The sequence below is a fragment of the Streptomyces sp. NPDC007872 genome (assembly GCF_042868165.1).
GTDB lineage: Bacteria > Actinomycetota > Actinomycetes > Streptomycetales > Streptomycetaceae > Streptomyces.
Window position 1 is genome coordinate 183,240 of record NZ_JBIAEA010000004.1, and the last position, 15,720, is coordinate 198,959.

13 protein-coding genes are annotated in these 15,720 nt (G+C 73.3%); 5 read left to right on the forward strand and 8 right to left on the reverse strand.

Annotation, left to right across the window (positions count from 1 at the left end):
* Position 1: 1 nt before the first annotated feature.
* The 4 genes from ACFYNX_RS15375 to ACFYNX_RS15390 form a co-directional block, all read right to left on the reverse strand.
* Positions 2-853, reverse strand: coding sequence for a 1,4-dihydroxy-6-naphthoate synthase (locus ACFYNX_RS15375; protein WP_388661796.1), 852 nt, complete (start codon positions 851-853; stop codon positions 2-4).
* Positions 844-1,671: a futalosine hydrolase gene (locus tag ACFYNX_RS15380; RefSeq protein WP_388661798.1), complete on the reverse strand. Its 828-nt coding sequence runs from the start codon at positions 1,669-1,671 to the stop codon at positions 844-846. The genes ACFYNX_RS15375 and ACFYNX_RS15380 overlap by 10 nt, the downstream gene beginning before the upstream one ends.
* A 7-nt stretch (positions 1,672-1,678) precedes the next feature.
* On the reverse strand, positions 1,679-2,161 hold the full coding sequence (locus tag ACFYNX_RS15385) for a DUF2771 domain-containing protein (RefSeq protein WP_388661800.1): 483 nt from the start codon (positions 2,159-2,161) through the stop codon (positions 1,679-1,681).
* 97 nt (positions 2,162-2,258) lie between these two features.
* On the reverse strand, positions 2,259-3,638 hold the full coding sequence (locus tag ACFYNX_RS15390) for an MFS transporter (protein WP_388661802.1): 1,380 nt from the start codon (positions 3,636-3,638) through the stop codon (positions 2,259-2,261).
* A 448-nt stretch (positions 3,639-4,086) separates the two neighbouring features.
* Here ACFYNX_RS15390 and ACFYNX_RS15395 point away from each other — a divergent pair, with 448 nt between their 5' ends.
* Both ACFYNX_RS15395 and ACFYNX_RS15400 read left to right on the forward strand, forming a co-directional pair.
* Positions 4,087-5,016: a DUF3027 domain-containing protein gene (locus tag ACFYNX_RS15395; RefSeq protein ID WP_365542883.1), complete on the forward strand. Its 930-nt coding sequence runs from the start codon at positions 4,087-4,089 to the stop codon at positions 5,014-5,016.
* Between the two features lie 127 nt (positions 5,017-5,143).
* Positions 5,144-8,335 (forward strand): sacsin N-terminal ATP-binding-like domain-containing protein, encoded by a 3,192-nt coding sequence (locus ACFYNX_RS15400; RefSeq protein WP_388661804.1) that lies wholly within the window; start codon positions 5,144-5,146, stop codon positions 8,333-8,335.
* Between the two features lie 22 nt (positions 8,336-8,357).
* On the opposite strand, the gene ACFYNX_RS15405 is transcribed toward ACFYNX_RS15400, so the two are convergent.
* The gene (locus ACFYNX_RS15405) at positions 8,358-10,772 is read right to left on the reverse strand and encodes an HAD-IC family P-type ATPase (protein WP_388661806.1); all 2,415 of its coding nucleotides are present in this window, start codon (positions 10,770-10,772) and stop codon (positions 8,358-8,360) included.
* 106 nt (positions 10,773-10,878) lie between these two features.
* A complete protein-coding gene (locus ACFYNX_RS15410) occupies positions 10,879-11,166 on the reverse strand; it encodes a DUF2530 domain-containing protein (RefSeq protein WP_365542890.1) in 288 nt (95 codons plus the stop codon).
* Positions 11,167-11,322: 156 nt separating this feature from the next.
* Between ACFYNX_RS15410 and ACFYNX_RS15415 the strand changes: the two genes are divergently transcribed.
* Positions 11,323-12,774 (forward strand): NCS2 family permease, encoded by a 1,452-nt coding sequence (locus ACFYNX_RS15415; RefSeq protein WP_388661808.1) that lies wholly within the window; start codon positions 11,323-11,325, stop codon positions 12,772-12,774.
* On the opposite strand, the gene ACFYNX_RS15420 is transcribed toward ACFYNX_RS15415, so the two are convergent.
* Positions 12,744-13,001 (reverse strand): hypothetical protein, encoded by a 258-nt coding sequence (locus ACFYNX_RS15420; RefSeq protein WP_365542895.1) that lies wholly within the window; start codon positions 12,999-13,001, stop codon positions 12,744-12,746. The genes ACFYNX_RS15415 and ACFYNX_RS15420 overlap by 31 nt on opposite strands.
* 236 nt (positions 13,002-13,237) lie before the next feature.
* Here ACFYNX_RS15420 and ACFYNX_RS15425 point away from each other — a divergent pair, with 236 nt between their 5' ends.
* Together ACFYNX_RS15425 and ACFYNX_RS15430 are read left to right on the forward strand one after the other, a co-directional pair.
* On the forward strand, positions 13,238-13,681 hold the full coding sequence (locus tag ACFYNX_RS15425; RefSeq protein WP_125668603.1) for a MarR family winged helix-turn-helix transcriptional regulator: 444 nt from the start codon (positions 13,238-13,240) through the stop codon (positions 13,679-13,681).
* A gap of 26 nt (positions 13,682-13,707) precedes the next feature.
* On the forward strand, positions 13,708-15,045 hold the full coding sequence (locus tag ACFYNX_RS15430; RefSeq protein ID WP_388662553.1) for an MFS transporter: 1,338 nt from the start codon (positions 13,708-13,710) through the stop codon (positions 15,043-15,045).
* A 149-nt stretch (positions 15,046-15,194) separates the two neighbouring features.
* On the opposite strand, the gene ACFYNX_RS15435 is transcribed toward ACFYNX_RS15430, so the two are convergent.
* A complete protein-coding gene (locus ACFYNX_RS15435; RefSeq protein WP_388661811.1) occupies positions 15,195-15,695 on the reverse strand; it encodes a GNAT family N-acetyltransferase in 501 nt (166 codons plus the stop codon).
* Positions 15,696-15,720: the final 25 nt, after the last annotated feature.

A 15,720-nucleotide genomic window follows, 5' to 3' on the forward strand; every position in this document is an offset into this window, starting at 1 on the left:
CCTAGGGGAAGGCCAGCGCGTCCGGGCCGAGGGGCGGTACGAGTCCCTCGGCCGCGGCGCGGGTGAGCAGCCCGCGGACCGCCGCGTAGCCGTGCTCGCCGAGGTCGGCCGTGAACTCGTTCACGTACAGGCCGATGTGCTGGTCCGCCACCTTCGGGTCCATCTCCTGCGCGTGCTCCATGACGTACGGCCGGGAGGCGGCCGGGTCGTCCCAGGCCATCCGCACGGAGGCGCGGGCCGACTCGGCGAGCAGCCGGAGGGTCTCCGCGCCGAGCGAGCGGCGGGCGACGATCGCGCCGAGCGGGATCGGCAGGCCCGTGGTCGTCTCCCAGTGCTCGCCCATGTCGGCGAGCCGGTGGAGCCCGTACTCCTGGTAGGTGAAGCGGGCCTCGTGGATGACGAGTCCCGCGTCGACCTTGCCGTCGCGGACGGCGGGCATGATCTCGTGGAACGGCATCACGACCACCTCGCCGACCCCGCCGGGCACGGCCTCGGCCGCCCACAGCCGGAACAGCAGGTACGCGGTCGAGCGCTCGCTCGGCACGGCGACGGTCTTCCCGGCCAGGTCGGCGCCGGTCGCCCCGCCGCGGGTCAGGACGAGCGGGCCGCAGCCCCGGCCCAGGGCGCCGCCGCAGGGCAGCAGGGCGTACTCGTCGAGGATCCAGGGCAGCACGGCGTACGACACCTTCAGGACGTCGTGGGCGTCGGCGCCGCCCTCGGCCCAGCCGTTGGTGACGTCGATGTCCGCGAAGGTCACGTCGAGCCCGGGGGCGCCGGGGACGCGGCCGTGGGCCCAGGCGTCGAAGACGAAGGTGTCGTTCGGGCAGGGCGAGTAGGCGATCTTCAGGTGCACGGCGCCTCCACGAAGACGGTTCGGCCGAGGAGCTGGACGGTGTGCCGGAGCGCCTCCAGGGCCTCCCCGACGCGCCAGGCGGCGCGGTCGCGGGGGCCGACGGCGTTGGACACGGCACGGAGTTCGACGACGGGCACGCCGTACGCGGCGGCGGCCTCGGCGACGCCGAAGCCCTCCATCGCCTCGGCGGCGGCCCCGGGGTGGCGCTCCGCCAGTTCGGCGGCGCGCCGGGCGCTGCCGGTGACGGTGGAGACGGTGAGGACGGGCGCGACGGCGCACGGCACGCCTCCGGAGGCCAGGGCGGCGGCGACGCGGCCGGTCAGCGCCCCGGGCACGGGGTGGACGGACCGCCCGAAGCCGAGCTCCTCGACGGCGAGGTACCCGTCGGGGGTCTCCGCCCCGAGGTCGGCGGCGACGATCGCGGAGGAGACGACGAGGGACCCGGGCGGGGCGGCCGGCTGGAACCCGCCGGCGATCCCGGCGGAGACGACGAGGTCGTAGGGCCGCTCCCGGCGGTCCGCGCCCGTCAGCGCGGCGTGCGCGAGGGCCGTTCCCGTCGCGGCGGCGACGGCCGCGGGGCCGACCCCGCCGACGAGGACGTCGACGCGCGCGCGGTCGCCGTCCGGGGCGTGGCGGCGCAGGGCGAGCCCCCCGGGCAGCGGGACGCGCTCCGGGGTGGCGGCGGATGCGACGGAGGCGCCGGGGACGCCCCGGGCGTCCGGCGCGCCGGGGGCTTCCGGTGCGACGGACGCGAGGCCGGCGGAGACGGAGTCCGCCTCCGCCGCCACGGCCGTCACGATCAGGATCCGGTGGACCACCGGCGGATCAGGATTCCTTCTTCAACTGGAAGTGCCAGACGCCGGTCAGCTTCTTGCCGGTGTTCTCGACGATGGTCACCTGCGTGTCGTTCACGGGCTCGCCGGTCTGGCTGGAGGTGAAGAAGGCGCTGGCCGGAATGGTCCGGTAGGTCCTCTTGTACGGCTCGGCCTCGGCCTGCTGGCCGCCGAGGAAGATCGTCCAGCCGTTGTCGGCGATGTCCGGGTCGACGCCGAAGCGGATCTTGTCGTCCGGCGCGACGGTCAGGGTCTTCTCGGCCTTCTTGTTGAGGCAGCCCTGGACCTCCGACTCCTTGATGGCGTCGCCGCCGTTGTAGCAGGCGGCCTCGGAGTGGACCGAGTCGGTTCCGACCGTCAGGGTCGCGAGTGGAGTCGGCTTGTCGCAGGCGGAGAGGACGAGGAGCCCGGCGGAGACGGCCCCGAGGGCGACGGCGGTCCGGCGGCGCGAGCCGGAGAAGAACGCAACGGTCATGAGCCGAAGGCTATCGGGCCGTCGCTTCCGCGCCACGCGGGGGTACGGCGTGCCGCCTCCCGGTACGGGAAGGGCTGGGCCGTCCGTACGGCGTCCGTCACGCCACCCGGGTCTTCGGGCGGTCCTTCGGACCCGGGCGGCGGCGGGCGGCCGAGAGCAGGCCGCGGACGGCGAGGAGGGCGCCCAGGGCCAGGATGGCGGCGGCGACGGACATGCCGAGGGTGCCGTTCAGGGGGAGCGCGATGCCGATCGCGCCGCCCACCACCCACGCCATCTGGAGGGCGGTCTCGGAGCGCGCGAACGCCGAGGTGCGCACCACCTCGGGCACGTCCCGCTGGATCAGCGCGTCCAGGGACAGCTTCGACAGGGCCTGGGTGAGGCCCGCGACCGCGCCGAGGACGGCGACCATGACGCCGCCGAAGAAGACCGCCGTGCAGACCGCGGTGCCGAGGACCACGCTGATCATCGTGGCGATGATCACCTCGGGGCCGTGGCCCCGGTCCCGCAGCAGCGAGCCGACCGCCGTGCCGCAGGCGTTGCCGACGCCCGCCGCCACGCCCACGATGCCCAGGGAGACGGCGGCGCTCTGCCCGGAGAGCGGGTGCTCGCGCAGCAGGAACGCCAGGAAGAAGATCAGGAAGCCGGACAGCATGCGCTGGGCCGCGTTGGCCGCCAGGCCGTGCAGGACGGCCGGGCCGACCGTCCGCAGGCTCGGCCTCTTCTCGCCGTGGGTCAGCAGGTGCGCCCGGCGCTCGCCCTTGGCGGAGTCCACCTTGGGCGGCATCCGCAGCGCCCAGAACGCGCCGAGCAGGAACAGCGCGCACGCGCCGTACAGCGGCCAGCCCGGCCCGATCATCTGGAGGCCCGCGCCGACGGGCGCGGCGATCCCGGTGGCGAGCAGCCCCGCCAGGGTGACTCTGGAGTTCGCCTTCACCAGCGAGAAGTCCGGTGGGAGCAGCCGGGGCACGACCGCGCTGCGGACCACCCCGTACGCCTTGGAGGCGACGAGCACGCCGAGCGCGGCCGGGTAGAGCTCGATGCCGCCGGTGGCGACGGCGCCGGACATCATGATCGCCAGGACCGCGCGGGTCCCCATCGCGCCCGCCATCGCCGCGCGCCGGCCGTGCGGGATGCGGTCCAGGAGCGGGCCGATCACGGGGGCGAGCAGCGTGAAGGGGGCCATGGTGATGGCGAGGTAGAGCGCGACGCGCCCGCGCGCCTCGTCGGTGGGCACCGAGAAGAAGACGGTGGAGGCGAGGGCGACGGTGATCATGACGTCCCCGGCGCCGTTCACGGCGTGCAGCTCGATCAGCTTGCCGAGCCCCGACTCGCCCGCGCCGTGCGCGTGGGTGGCCTTCCGGATGCCCTTCGCCGTGCCGGTGAACGGCAGGTGCAGGGCACGCCCGACCGCCCGGCCCGCTCTCCGGAGCGGCCCGGCGTGATCCTCGGATCGTACGGGGGACCGTGCGGCTGCCACCCCGTCATAGTGCCCCAAGGTCGAGGTGTGAACCGTGGCGTGACGCGGGACGCATCCGGACCGTCCGCGTCCCCTCCGGCCCGGTGGAGGACCCGGAGCCGCACCGGCGGGCCGTCCGATCGTCCCGGCGCGCCGGGCGTGTCGCCCTCCGTCCGGGCCCTTCCCGACCGGCCCGGGAGCCCGTGATGCGGGCCTCTTGGGGCGGGCAGGTGGGCGGAGGCCCGCGAACGGGGTAGCGTGCGTAGCGCGTCACCGGCGGAAGCTCTCGGCCGCGCGCCTCTTCGGCATCCCGCAGAATGGATGGCGTTAGGTGTGCCCGAGACGCGCGAGACACGTCGGGCGCGGACGTCGATGCGGCCCCCCGGTCCGCTCCGCCCGCCGCCCGCTGCCCCGCTCCCGCCTCCCGGCCGGCGCACCTGTGAGACGGCGTAGGAGAGAAGCGATACCTGTGAGTGCTGCGACGACGCGAAGCGGTACCCCGCGTGCCCCGCGAGCCACGCGTACCCCCGACCGCCTGTGCGCCGAGGCGGTGGACCTCGCCCGGGAGGCCGCCGAGGAGGCGGCCGCGCCGGGGATCGTGGGCGCCCACGTGGAGGTCGTCGCGGAGGGCGACCGCGTCGTCACCCACTTCTTCGAGTGCAAGGAGCCCGGCTACCGGGGCTGGCGCTGGGCGGTGACGGTCACGCGCGCCTCCCGCGCCAAGAACGTCACGCTCGACGAAACCGTCCTGCTGCCCGGCCCCGACTCCCTCCTCGCCCCCGAGTGGGTGCCGTGGAGCGAGCGGCTGCGCCCCGGCGACATGGGCCCGGGCGACCTGCTGCCGACCGAGCAGGACGACCCGCGCCTGGAGCCCGGCTACACCGGCGAGGACGTGCCGCCGCCGAACTCCGCGGTCTCGGAGGAGCTGGCGGACCACCTCGACGCCGAGGACGCCGAGATCGTGACCCGTGCCCCCGTGCGGGGGACGATCGCCGCGGTCGCCGAGGAACTCGGCATGCGCCGTGCCCGGGTCCTGTCCCGCTACGGCCTGCACGTGGCCGCGGACCGCTGGGACGAGGCCTTCGGCGCCAAGACCCCGATGGCGCAGGCGGCACCGGCGACCTGTGAGTCCTGCGCCTTCCTGATGCCGATCGCCGGCTCCCTGAAGCAGGCCTTCGGCGTCTGCGCCAACGAGTTCTCCCCGGCGGACGGCCGGGTCGTCTCCCTGTCGTACGGCTGCGGGGGCCACTCGGAGGCCGCCGTCATGCCGAAGCCGCCGCGCCCCGCGCCCCCGGTCCACGACTCGACGGCCGTCGACGCCTTCCCGCTGCGTCCCGCCCGGGACTCCGGCTCCACGACGGAGCCGGACGAGGTCCTGGAGGACCTGGGCCACTCGTAGGGGAGGTCCCCTCGGGGGAGAACGGCCCTGTGCGGCGCGGTACCTTCGGGCCCCGGGACCTCCGGTCCGGGCCCCGGGCCCGGGAGCGCCACCGCACCGGTCCCGCCCCGCATCACCGCCCCGCAGAGTGGAGTCAGACGTGAGCGTCAGCGTCCGGACGACGACCGACGGAACCGACCCCTTCGGCACCGCACGGCTGCGCCGCGGCGTCCTCGACGCCTGGGGGGCCTCGCCCGCCAGGTTCCGCGAGGACGCCAACGCCGAGGAGGACCTCGCGCTCGGCGGCTACCGCGACCGGCTGGTCGTCGAACTGGCCCAGAACGCCGCCGACGCCGCCCGCCGCGCCGGCGTCCCCGGCCGGCTCCGCCTCACCCTGCACCCGGCGGACCACGAGGGCCCCGCCGCCCTGGCCGCCGCCAACACCGGCGCCCCCCTGGACGCCGGGGGCGTCGAGTCGCTCTCCACCCTCCGCGCCTCCGCCAAGCGCGAGCAGGGCGGGGAGGAGGGCGCGGGGGCCGTGGGCCGCTTCGGCGTCGGCTTCGCCGCCGTCCTCGCCGTCACCGACGAGCCCGCCGTCCTCGGCCGCCACGGCGGCGTCCGCTGGTCCCTCGCGGAGGCCCGCGAGCTGGCCGCCGGATCCGCCCGCCACAGTCCGGGCCTCGGCGACGAACTGCGCCGCCGCGACGGCCACGTACCCCTGCTGCGGCTTCCGCTGCCCGCCGAGGGCACCGCGCCCGAGGGGTACGACACCGTGGTGGTCCTCCCGCTGCGCGACGCGGCCGCCCACGACCTCACCGAGCGGCTCCTGTCGTCGATCGACGACGCCCTGCTGCTCACCCTTCCGGGTCTGTCCGAGGTCGTCGTGGAGACACCCGAAGGTGTACGAACGCTCCGCCGCTCCGAGGCCGACGGCTACGTCCGCGTCGAGGACTCCACGAGCGGTTCCACGAGCGGCGCGGCGACCGGCTCCGCGAGCGGCGCGCACCGCTGGCGGACCGTCAGCCACGGCGGCCCGCTCGACCCCGAGCTTCTCAGGGACCGCCCGGTCGAGGAGCGCCTGCGCCCCCACTGGTCGGTCACCTGGGCCGTGCCCGTGGACGACGAGGGAGCCCCGCGCTACCCGCAGACCACCCCCGTCGTGCACGCCCCGACCCCTACGGACGAACCCCTGGGCATCCCCGCCCTCCTCATCGCCTCCCTGCCGCTCGACACCGCCCGCCGCCACCCGGCGCCCGGGCCGCTCACCGACTTCCTGGTGCAGCGGGCGGCCGACGCGTACGCCGAACTCCTCGCGGACTGGCGGCCGGTGACGACCGCCGCGCTCGACCTCGTGCCCGGCCCGTTCGGCAAGGGCCCGCTCGACGGGGCGCTGCGCGAGGCGATCCTCGACCGGCTGCCGCGCGTCGGGTTCCTGGCGCCCGCCGTCCCGACCGAGGAGCTGCCCGCGCTCCGCCCGATCGAGGCGGAGGTCGTGGAGGGCGCGGGCGCGGAGACCGTGAACGTGCTCGCGGAGGTCTTCCCGACGCTCCTCCCGGCCGGTCTGGAGCGCCGCCCGGAGCTGCGCACGCTCGGCGTCGGCCGGGTGCCGCTGACCGAGGCGGTCGACCGCCTGGCCGGGGTCGACCGGCCCGCCGCCTGGTGGTGGCGGCTCTACGACTCCCTCGCGGGCGTCGACCCGGACCGGCTCACCGGCCTGCCGGTGCCGCTGGCGGAGGAGGTCGAGGGCTCCCGGTCCCGCACGGTGATCGGCCCCCGCCAGGTCCTCCTGCCGCAGGAGGGCACCCCGCCCGAGCTGGCCCGGCTCGGCCTGAAGGTGGCGCACCCGGAGGCGGCCCACCCGCTCCTGGAGAAGCTGGGCGCCCTGCCCGCCACGCCCCGCGCGATCCTGACGACCCACCAGGTGCGGCTCGCGGTCGCGGCCTCCCTCGACGTGGGCGAGATCTGGGACGAGGACGTCGACGCCCTGGACGCGGAGGAGCTGGCGGAGACCGTCCTCGGCCTGGTCAGGGACGCGGGCCTCGCCCCGGGCGAGGAGCCGTGGCTGGGCGCGCTCGCCCTCCCCGACGAGGACGGCGAGCTCGCCCCGGCCGCCGAACTCGTCCTGCCCGGCTCGCCCTTCGCCGCCGTCGTCCGCGAGGACGAGATCGCCCTCGTGGACGCCGACCTGGCCGCCCGCTGGGGCGAGCAGCCCCTCACCGCGTGCGGGGTCCTCGCCACCTTCGCCCTCGTCCGCACGAGTGACCTCGTCCTCGACCCGGACGAGGTCGAGCCCCGCGAGGGCGACTACCCGGAGCCGGACGACGCCGGGCTCCTCGACGCGGTCGACGTGTGGTGCGAGGACGTCCTCGACCGCCTCCCGGAGACCCCGGTGCCGCCGGTGGCGACGGAGATCACGGCCGTGCGGGACCTGGACCTGGTCGACGACGACGCCTGGCCGCAGGCGCTCGCCCTGCTCGCCGAACCGCCCCTGAGGGACGCCCTGATCGAGCCCGTACGGGTCCTCCTGCCGGACGGCACGACGGAGACCGTCCGCTCGTACACGGCCTGGTGGCTCCGGGACCACCCCGTCCTGGACGGCCGCCGCCCGGCCGGACTGCGCGCGGCCGGCACCGACCCCCTCCTGATGGGCCTGTACGACTCCGCCGACGCGACCGGCTTCGAGGACGAGCAGGTCCTGCGGGCCCTCGGCGTCCGCACCTCCGTCCCCGCGCTCCTGGACGAGCCGGGCGGCGCGGCCGAACTCCTGGCCCGCCTGGCGGACCCAGACCGCACGGTGTCGGCCCCACAACTGCACGCCCTCTACACGGCCCTCGCGGACCTGGACCCGGAGCGGGTGACCCTCCCGGACGAGCTGCGGGCGGTCGTCGACGGCGTCGTGACCGTGGTCGACGCGGCGGACGCGGTGGTGGCGGACACCCCCGACCTCCTGCCCCTGGCGGCCGGACTTCCCCTCCTCCCGGTCTCCCCGTCCCACGCGGTGGACCTGGCCGACCTGTTCCAGGTGCGCCGCCTGAGCGAGACGGTGGAGGCGGAGGTCACGACGACCGGCGAGGAGCACGGCGTCCCGGACGCGGTCACGGCCCTCCTCGGGCCGGCCACCCCCGGCTTCTACGTCGAGCACGAGGAACTCCGCGCGGGAGGCGTCGAACTCGACTGGCGCCGCACCCCCGACGGCACCGTCCACGCCGCCACCCTCGAAGGCGTCGCCGCCGGCCTCGCCTGGTCCGCCGGCCAGTGGCCCCGCCGCTTCGAGGTCGCGGCCCTCCTGGAGGACCCGACCCGCACGGAGGAACTGTCGCGGGACCGGTGGTTCGACTGAGCCGAGCGGCCCGCCCGTCCCCCTACGCCGGGAACCTCCGGTCCACCCACCTCCAGGCCAGTTCCAGGAGCGCCGCGCCCGTCGCCGCGATCGCGACCGCCGCCCAGGGCATCGTCGTGCCGACCAGTCTCAGGGCGAAGAAGTCCTGGAGCCAGGGGACGACGAGGACGAGGAGGAAGGCGCCGGCCATGGTGGCGACCAGGGCGAGGCGCCACCAGGTGTAGGGGCGGGCGATGATCGCGAGGACCCAGAGGGAGACCAGGAAGAGGGTCAGGGTCGCCGCGCTGGTCTCGGCGCCCAGGGCGTCCGCGCCGCTGTAGTGGTGGCGGGCCAGGAGGTACGTGGCGAAGGTGGCCGCCCCGGCGATGACACCGCCCGGGACCGCGTACCGCATCACCCGGCGCACGAAGTGCGGCTTCGCCCGTTCCTTGTTCGGGGCCAGGGCCAGGAAGAAGGCCGGGACGCCGATCGTCAGGGTGGACAGCAGGGTCAGGTGGCGGGGCAGGAAGGGGTACTCCACCTGGGAGCAGACCACCAGGACCGCCAGGAGCACCGAGTAGACCGTCTTCGTCAGGAAGAGCGTCGCCACGCGCGTGATGTTGCCGATGACCCGGCGCCCCTCCGCCACCACCGACGGCAGCGTCGCGAAGGAGTTGTTCAGGAGGACGATCTGCGCGACCGCCCTCGTCGCCTCCGAGCCCGAGCCCATCGAGACCCCGATGTCGGCGTCCTTCAGGGCCAGGACGTCGTTCACGCCGTCCCCGGTCATCGCGACCGTGTGCCCCTTCGACTGGAGCGCCGCCACCATGTCCCGCTTCTGCTGCGGGGTGACCCGGCCGAAGACCGCGTTCTCCTCCAGTACCTGCGCCATCTTCTCCCGCTCCTCGGGGAGCGTGCGGGCGTCCACCGTGTTCTCCGCCCCCGGCAGGTCCAGCTTCCCGGCCACCGCGCCGACCGAGACCGCGTTGTCGCCGGAGATGACCTTGGCGGCGACGTTCTGGTCGGCGAAGTACGCGAGGGTGTCGGACGCGTCCGGGCGCAGCCGCTGCTCCAGGACCACGAGCGCGGCCGGGCGGGCCGCCTCCGCCGCCCCGGGGGCGCCGGGCTCCCGGTCCGTACGGGCCAGGAGCAGGACCCGCAGGCCCTGCTCGTTCAGGTGGTCGGTCTCGGCGAGCGCCGGGTCCCCCTCCGCCAGGAGCACGTCCGGCGCGCCGAGCAGCCACGACGACTCCCCGCCGCCGTCGCCCTCGTCGAACGTCGCGCCGCTGTACTTGCGGGCCGAGGAGAACGGCAGCGCCTCCGCGCACCGCCACCCGTCCAGGTCCGGGTACGCCTCGATGATCGCCTGGAGGGAGGCGTTCGGGTGCGGGTCGGACGCGCCGAGCGCGCCCAGGACCTTCCGTACGTACGCCTCGTCCGCATCGGTGCCAAGCGGGCGCAGGTCCGTCACGTCCATGCCGCCCTCGGTCAGCGTGCCCGTCTTGTCCAGGCAGACGACGTCGACCCGCGCCAGGCCCTCGATGGCCGGCAGCTCCTGCACGAGGCACTGCTTGCGGCCGAGGCGGACCACGCCGATCGCGAAGGCCACGGAGGTGAGCAGGACGAGCCCCTCGGGGATCATCGGGACGATGCCGCCGACGGTCCGGGCGATCGAGTCCTTGAGGTTGGTGTCCTTCACGACCAACTGGCTGATGATCAGACCGGTCGCGGTCGGGACCATCATCCACGTCACGTACTTGAGGATCGTGGAGATGCCGGTGCGCAGCTCGGACTGGACGAGCGTGAAGCGGGACGCCTCCTCCGCGAGCTGCGCCGCGTACGCCTCGCGGCCGACCTTCGTGGCCGTGAACGCGCCGCCGCCCGCCACCACGAACGAGCCCGACATCATCGGGTCGCCCGGCTTCTTCACCACCGGGTCCGCCTCGCCGGTCAGCAGCGACTCGTCGACCTCCAGGCTCTCGGCCTCCGCCACCACCCCGTCGACGACCACCTTGTCCCCGGGTCCCAGCTCGATCAGGTCCCCGAGGACGATCTCGGAGGTGGACAGCTCGGCGGCGGTCCCGTCGCGCCGGACCGTCGGCTTGGCCTCGCCGATGACGGCGAGCCCGTCGAGGGTCTTCTTGGCGCGGAGCTCCTGGATGATGCCGATGCCGGTGTTCGCGACGATCACGAAGCCGAAGAGGCTGTCCTGGATCGGCGCCACGAAGAGCATGATCACCCACAGCACGCCGATGATCGCGTTGAAGCGGGTGAAGACGTTGGCCCGGACGATGTCGACGGCCGAGCGGGAGCTCCGTACGGGGACGTCGTTGACCTCCCCGCGCGCGACCCGCTCCGCGACCTCGGCGGACGTGAGCCCGGCCGGGCGGTGCTCGACGGGCGGGCCGTTCCCCGCCGTCCCGCCGCTGTCCGTGTCGATCTTCGCCCGCTGCGTCATGCTCTCGACGGTACGACCGGAGCCGGGCGTTCACCTGCCGGGGAGGGGATACGGGGGGCGGGTGGTCCCGTAGTACTACCGGTGGTGCCGGTAGTGCCGCCCGGTGCTACGGCGTCTGTCGCCCCTCGGCCTCCGGTGCCGGTGCCGTCGCCGCCGCGTGCCGCTTGAGCGCCGCGTCGCGCTTCCGTACGTACCAGATGCCGATCAGGCCGAGGCCCGCACCGGCCAGGCAGGTCCACACCCACCAGGTCAGGTCCCGGTCGTCGAACCAGCCGTAGAAGGGGAGCTGGACGAGGAAGAGGACGAACCAGAGGATCGTTCCGCCGGTGATGGTGGCGACGACGGGCCCTTCCAGGGGCTCGGGTGCCTCGTGCTTCGGTGTCCACTTCGCCATGGGCCTCAGTCTAGGTGGCGCCCGGATGGCCGAAATTCGTGTCTACGCGCGGAGATGGACTCCCGCTCGTTCATGTGTTCATACTGAAACGGTTTGCCTGTGGCGGGTTTCCTTCGTATGAACCGCCAAAACGGACACTCTCCTACGAGGATTCCCATGAGCACCACGGCCACCGCCAAGGCCCCTTCCCCCGAGCCGTCCGGTTCCCCCGAACCGACCTCCGGTCTCGACCGCTACTTCAAGATCTCCGAGCGCGGCTCGACCGTCGCCCGCGAGGTCCGGGGCGGCTTCGCCACCTTCTTCGCGATGGCCTACATCATCGTGCTGAACCCGATCATCCTCGGCAGCGCCAAGGACATGTACGGGCACCAGCTCGACAGCGGCCAGCTCGTCACCGCCACCGTCCTCACGGCGGCGTTCACGACCCTCCTCATGGGCGTCGTCGGCAACGTGCCGATCGCGCTCGCCGCCGGCCTCGGCGTCAACACGGTCGTCGCGCTCCAGCTCGCGCCCCGGATGTCCTGGCCCGACGCCATGGGCATGGTCGTCCTCGCCGGCATCGTCGTGATGCTGCTCGTCGCGACCGGACTGCGCGAGCGCGTGATGAGCGCCGTCCCGGCCGGCCTCCGCAAGGGCATCGCGATCGGCATCGGCCTCTTCATCCTGCTGATCGGCCTCGTCGACTCGGGCTTCGTCTCCCGCATCCCCGACGCCGCCCACACCACCGTCCCGCTCCAGCTCGGCGGCGACGGTCACCTCACCGGCTGGCCGGTCCTCGTCTTCGCCCTCGGCGTGCTGCTCACCCTCGCGCTGATCGTCCGCAAGGTCCCCGGCGCGATCCTCATCTCGATCGTCGTCATGACGATCGTCGCCATGGTGATCAACGCGGTCGCGGACGTCCCGTCCTGGGGCCTGACCACCCCGGAGTGGCCCGGCAACCCGGTCGCCTCGCCCGACTTCGGCCTCTTCGGGCAGTTCAGCCTCTTCGGCGGCTTCCACAAGGTCGGCGTCCTGACCGGCGTCCTCTTCGTCTTCACCGTGCTGCTGTCCTGCTTCTTCGACGCCATGGGCACGATCCTCGGCGTCGGCGACGAGGCCAAGCTGACGGACAAGGACGGCAACTTCCCCGGCATCAACAAGGTCCTCCTCGTCGACGGCCTGGCCGTCGCCTCCGGCGGCGCGACCTCCTCCTCCGCCACCACCTGCTTCGTGGAGTCCACGGCGGGCGTCGGCGAGGGGGCCAGGACCGGCCTCGCCTCCGTCGTCACCGGCGGCCTCTTCTCCGTGGCGCTGTTCCTCACGCCGCTGGCCACGATGGTCCCGTCCCAGGCCGCCACGCCCGCGCTGCTCGCGGTCGGCTTCCTGATCATGGCCGGTTCGGTCAGGGACATCGACTGGAGCGACTTCACCATCGCGGTGCCGGCGTTCCTGGCCATGGTGATGATGCCGTTCACGTACTCGATCACGAACGGCATCGGCATCGGCTTCATCGCCTTCAGCGTGCTGCGCCTCGCGGCCGGCCGGGGCCGTGAGGTCCCGGTGGCCATGTACGTCGTGTCGGCGGTCTTCGTCTTCTACTACGCGATGCCGGCGCTCGGCCTCACGTGATCCCGGGGCGGGGCCGTCGCCTCCGGCGGCGTGACCTCCTCCGCCCCCTCCGCGCCGTAGAACTTCTCCGTCTCGTCGACGGCGGTCTTGAACCGCTCGTCGAAATCCTCGCGAATGAGCGTCCGGGCCACGTAGTCCTGGACGCTCATTCCTCTTTTCGCGGCGTGACTCCTGAGCCGGTCGAGCAGCTCACCGTCGATGCGCAGGCTGAGCACTGTCGATCCCATGCCGTCAGGGTCGGGGCAGCCGGTGCTTCTTTGCGTCACTTTCTGGATCCGACTCACTCGTTCGGGTGATACATGGATGCCGAAGCGTGATGTGTGCCGGGGTGTGTTGTCGCGTGCGGGGGCGCGTGCGCGTGGGCGGGTGCGGGCGGGTGTGTGGGGGTCGGGGCGTGTGATTCGTGCGACGTCCGTGGGTTTCCAGTGGTATTTAGGGAGGGTAATGAGTTATGCTAACGAACATGCCTGACCTGTCCCACGGCACCGCCGACGACATCGCGGCCGTGAACGCGCTCCGCTCCTCCGTCATGCGGCTGGGCCGACGCCTCAAGCACCAGCGCGTCGACGAGTCGCTGAGCCCCACCGAGATGTCGGTGCTCGGCACCCTGTCGCTCTGCGGCTCCGCGACCCCCGGCGAGCTGGCCCGCAAGGAGCACGTCCAGCCGCCCTCGATGACCCGCATCGTCGCGCTGCTCGAAGCCAAGGGACTGGTCCGGCTGGAGCCGCACCCCGACGACCGCCGGCAGAAGGTGGTCAGCCAGACCGAGCAGGCCGAGGCCATGCTCGAGGAGTCCCGCCGCAAGCGGAACGCCTGGCTGGCCGCGCTCGCCGAGGGTCTGGACGAGGACGAGTGGGCCAAGCTGCGCGCGGCCGCCCCCGTCCTGGAGAAGCTCGCACACCTGTAGACCCCGAGCCGAGGAGGCGACGCACTTTGAGTACGGGACCCGGAGCAGACTCCGCACCCGTCCACAAACCCGATACCTACACCCGTCGGGGCGGGGGGACCTTCTCCTCGCTCAGGATCCGGAACTACCGGCTGTTCTTCACCGGAGCGATCGTCTCCAACACCGGTACGTGGATGGCCCGGATCACCCAGGACTGGCTGGTCCTGAGCCTCACCGGCTCGGCCGCCGCCGTCGGCGTCACGACGGCCCTCCAGTTCCTGCCGATGCTGCTCTTCGGCCTGTACGGCGGTGTCGTCGCCGACCGGTACCCGAAGCGGCAGCTCCTTCTCGTCAGCCAGGCGGCCCTGGGGCTGTGCGGGGTCGCGCTCGCCGTGCTCACCCTTTCCGGGCACGTTCAGGTCTGGCACGTCTATCTGATCGCTTTTCTGCTGGGCATGGTCACCGTTGTCGACAATCCGGCGCGGCAGTCCTTCGTGTCCGAGATGGTCGGGCCCGAGCAGCTTCGCAACGCCGTCTCCCTGAACTCCGCCAACTTCCAGTCCGCCCGGCTCGTCGGGCCCGCCGTCGCCGGTGTCCTCATCGCCGGGGTCGGGAGCGGGTGGGCCTTTCTGCTGAACGGTCTTTCCTTCGTCGCGCCGGTCGTGAGCCTGTTGCTCATGCGGACGGGTGAGCTCCACAAGGTGGAGCGCGTTCCGCGGGGGAAGGGGCAGCTCCGGGAGGGGCTGCGGTACGTGGCCGGGCGGCCCGATCTGGTGTGGCCCATCGTGCTGGTGGGGTTCATCGGGACGTTCGGGTTCAACTTCCCGATCTGGCTCACCGCTTTTGCCGACGGGGTCTTCCACGTGGGGGCCGGTACGTACGGGTTCCTCAACACGTTGATGGCCGCCGGGTCGCTCGTGGGCGCCCTCGCCGCGGCCCGGCGGGGCTCGACCCGGCTGCGGATGCTCGTGATCGCGGCGGGTGTCTTCGGCGTGCTGGAGGTCGTCGCCGCCCTGTCGCCGGCGTTCTGGCTGTTCGCGCTGCTGCTCGTGCCGATCGGCATGATCGGGCTCACGGTCAACGTCACCGCCAACTCCGCCGTGCAGATGGCCACGGATCCCGCGATGCGGGGGCGGGTGATGAGCCTCTACATGATGGTCTTCGCCGGGGGGACGCCGATCGGTGCTCCGCTGCTCGGGTGGGTCACCGATGTGTATGGCGCTCGGGTCGGGTTCGCCGTGGGCGGGTTGATCTCGCTTGCCGCGGCCGTTGTCGTAGGGCTGGTGCTCGCTCGGGTCGGGGGGCTCAAGGTCGCCGTCGGGTGGCGGCGGGGGCATCCGCGGGTTCGGTTCGTGGCGCGGGAGCGTTTGACGACTGCGGCATAGTGCTCGGGGGGTGTGGGTGACGGGGCCGGGGCCTCCGCGGGGGAGGTGGTGTCCGGGCTGCGTCTCACCACGCTTCGCGGGTTCAAGACGCTTTGACGCCCGGACACCACCTCCCCCGCTCCGGCCCCGTCCCCTCCCGTACGTCGTCGTCAGACCCGCTGCTCCAGGATCTGGCCCTGCCAGTCGCCCACCGCGAAGGTGTTCGTGCGGGTGAAGCCCTGCTTCTCGTAGTACGCGATCAGGCGGCCCTCGCTGCCCGCGAAGCAGTCCACCCGGAGGAGTGAGACGTTCTTGCGCCGGGTCTCTGCTGCGGCGTGGGCGAGGAGGGTCGCTCCCACGTCGTGGTGGTGGAAGCGGGCGTCCGTTGCCAGGAGGCGTATGTAGACCTCCGGTTCGTTTGCCGGGGGTACGTGCTTGCCCGGGTGGGGGGTCAGGGTCATCGTGCCCGCCGGGACGCCGTCGATCTCCGCTATCCAGAGGTCGCCCTCGGCCACCGTCTCTTCGACCTGGCGCACGGCGGCGGGGCGTGCGGTGAAGGGTTCCGTGCCCCACTGGGCGGTGATCCCCTTGCCGTTGAGCCACTCGACGGCGCTGTCCAGGATGGCGAGTGTCGCGGGTGTGTCTTCGGGCCCGCCCTTACGGATCTTCATGGGGGTCGAGCGTAGTCGTACGGGT

Coding starts and splice junctions, on each gene's coding strand:
- ACFYNX_RS15425 (WP_125668603.1), top strand. CDS start 13,238: ATGCCTGACCTGTCCCACGGCACCGCCGACGACATCGCGGCCGTGAAC.
- ACFYNX_RS15420 (WP_365542895.1), bottom strand. CDS start 13,001: ATGGGATCGACAGTGCTCAGCCTGCGCATCGACGGTGAGCTGCTCGAC.
- ACFYNX_RS15415 (WP_388661808.1), top strand. CDS start 11,323: ATGAGCACCACGGCCACCGCCAAGGCCCCTTCCCCCGAGCCGTCCGGT.
- ACFYNX_RS15385 (WP_388661800.1), bottom strand. CDS start 2,161: ATGACCGTTGCGTTCTTCTCCGGCTCGCGCCGCCGGACCGCCGTCGCC.
- ACFYNX_RS15435 (WP_388661811.1), bottom strand. CDS start 15,695: ATGAAGATCCGTAAGGGCGGGCCCGAAGACACACCCGCGACACTCGCC.
- ACFYNX_RS15405 (WP_388661806.1), bottom strand. CDS start 10,772: ATGACGCAGCGGGCGAAGATCGACACGGACAGCGGCGGGACGGCGGGG.
- ACFYNX_RS15410 (WP_365542890.1), bottom strand. CDS start 11,166: ATGGCGAAGTGGACACCGAAGCACGAGGCACCCGAGCCCCTGGAAGGG.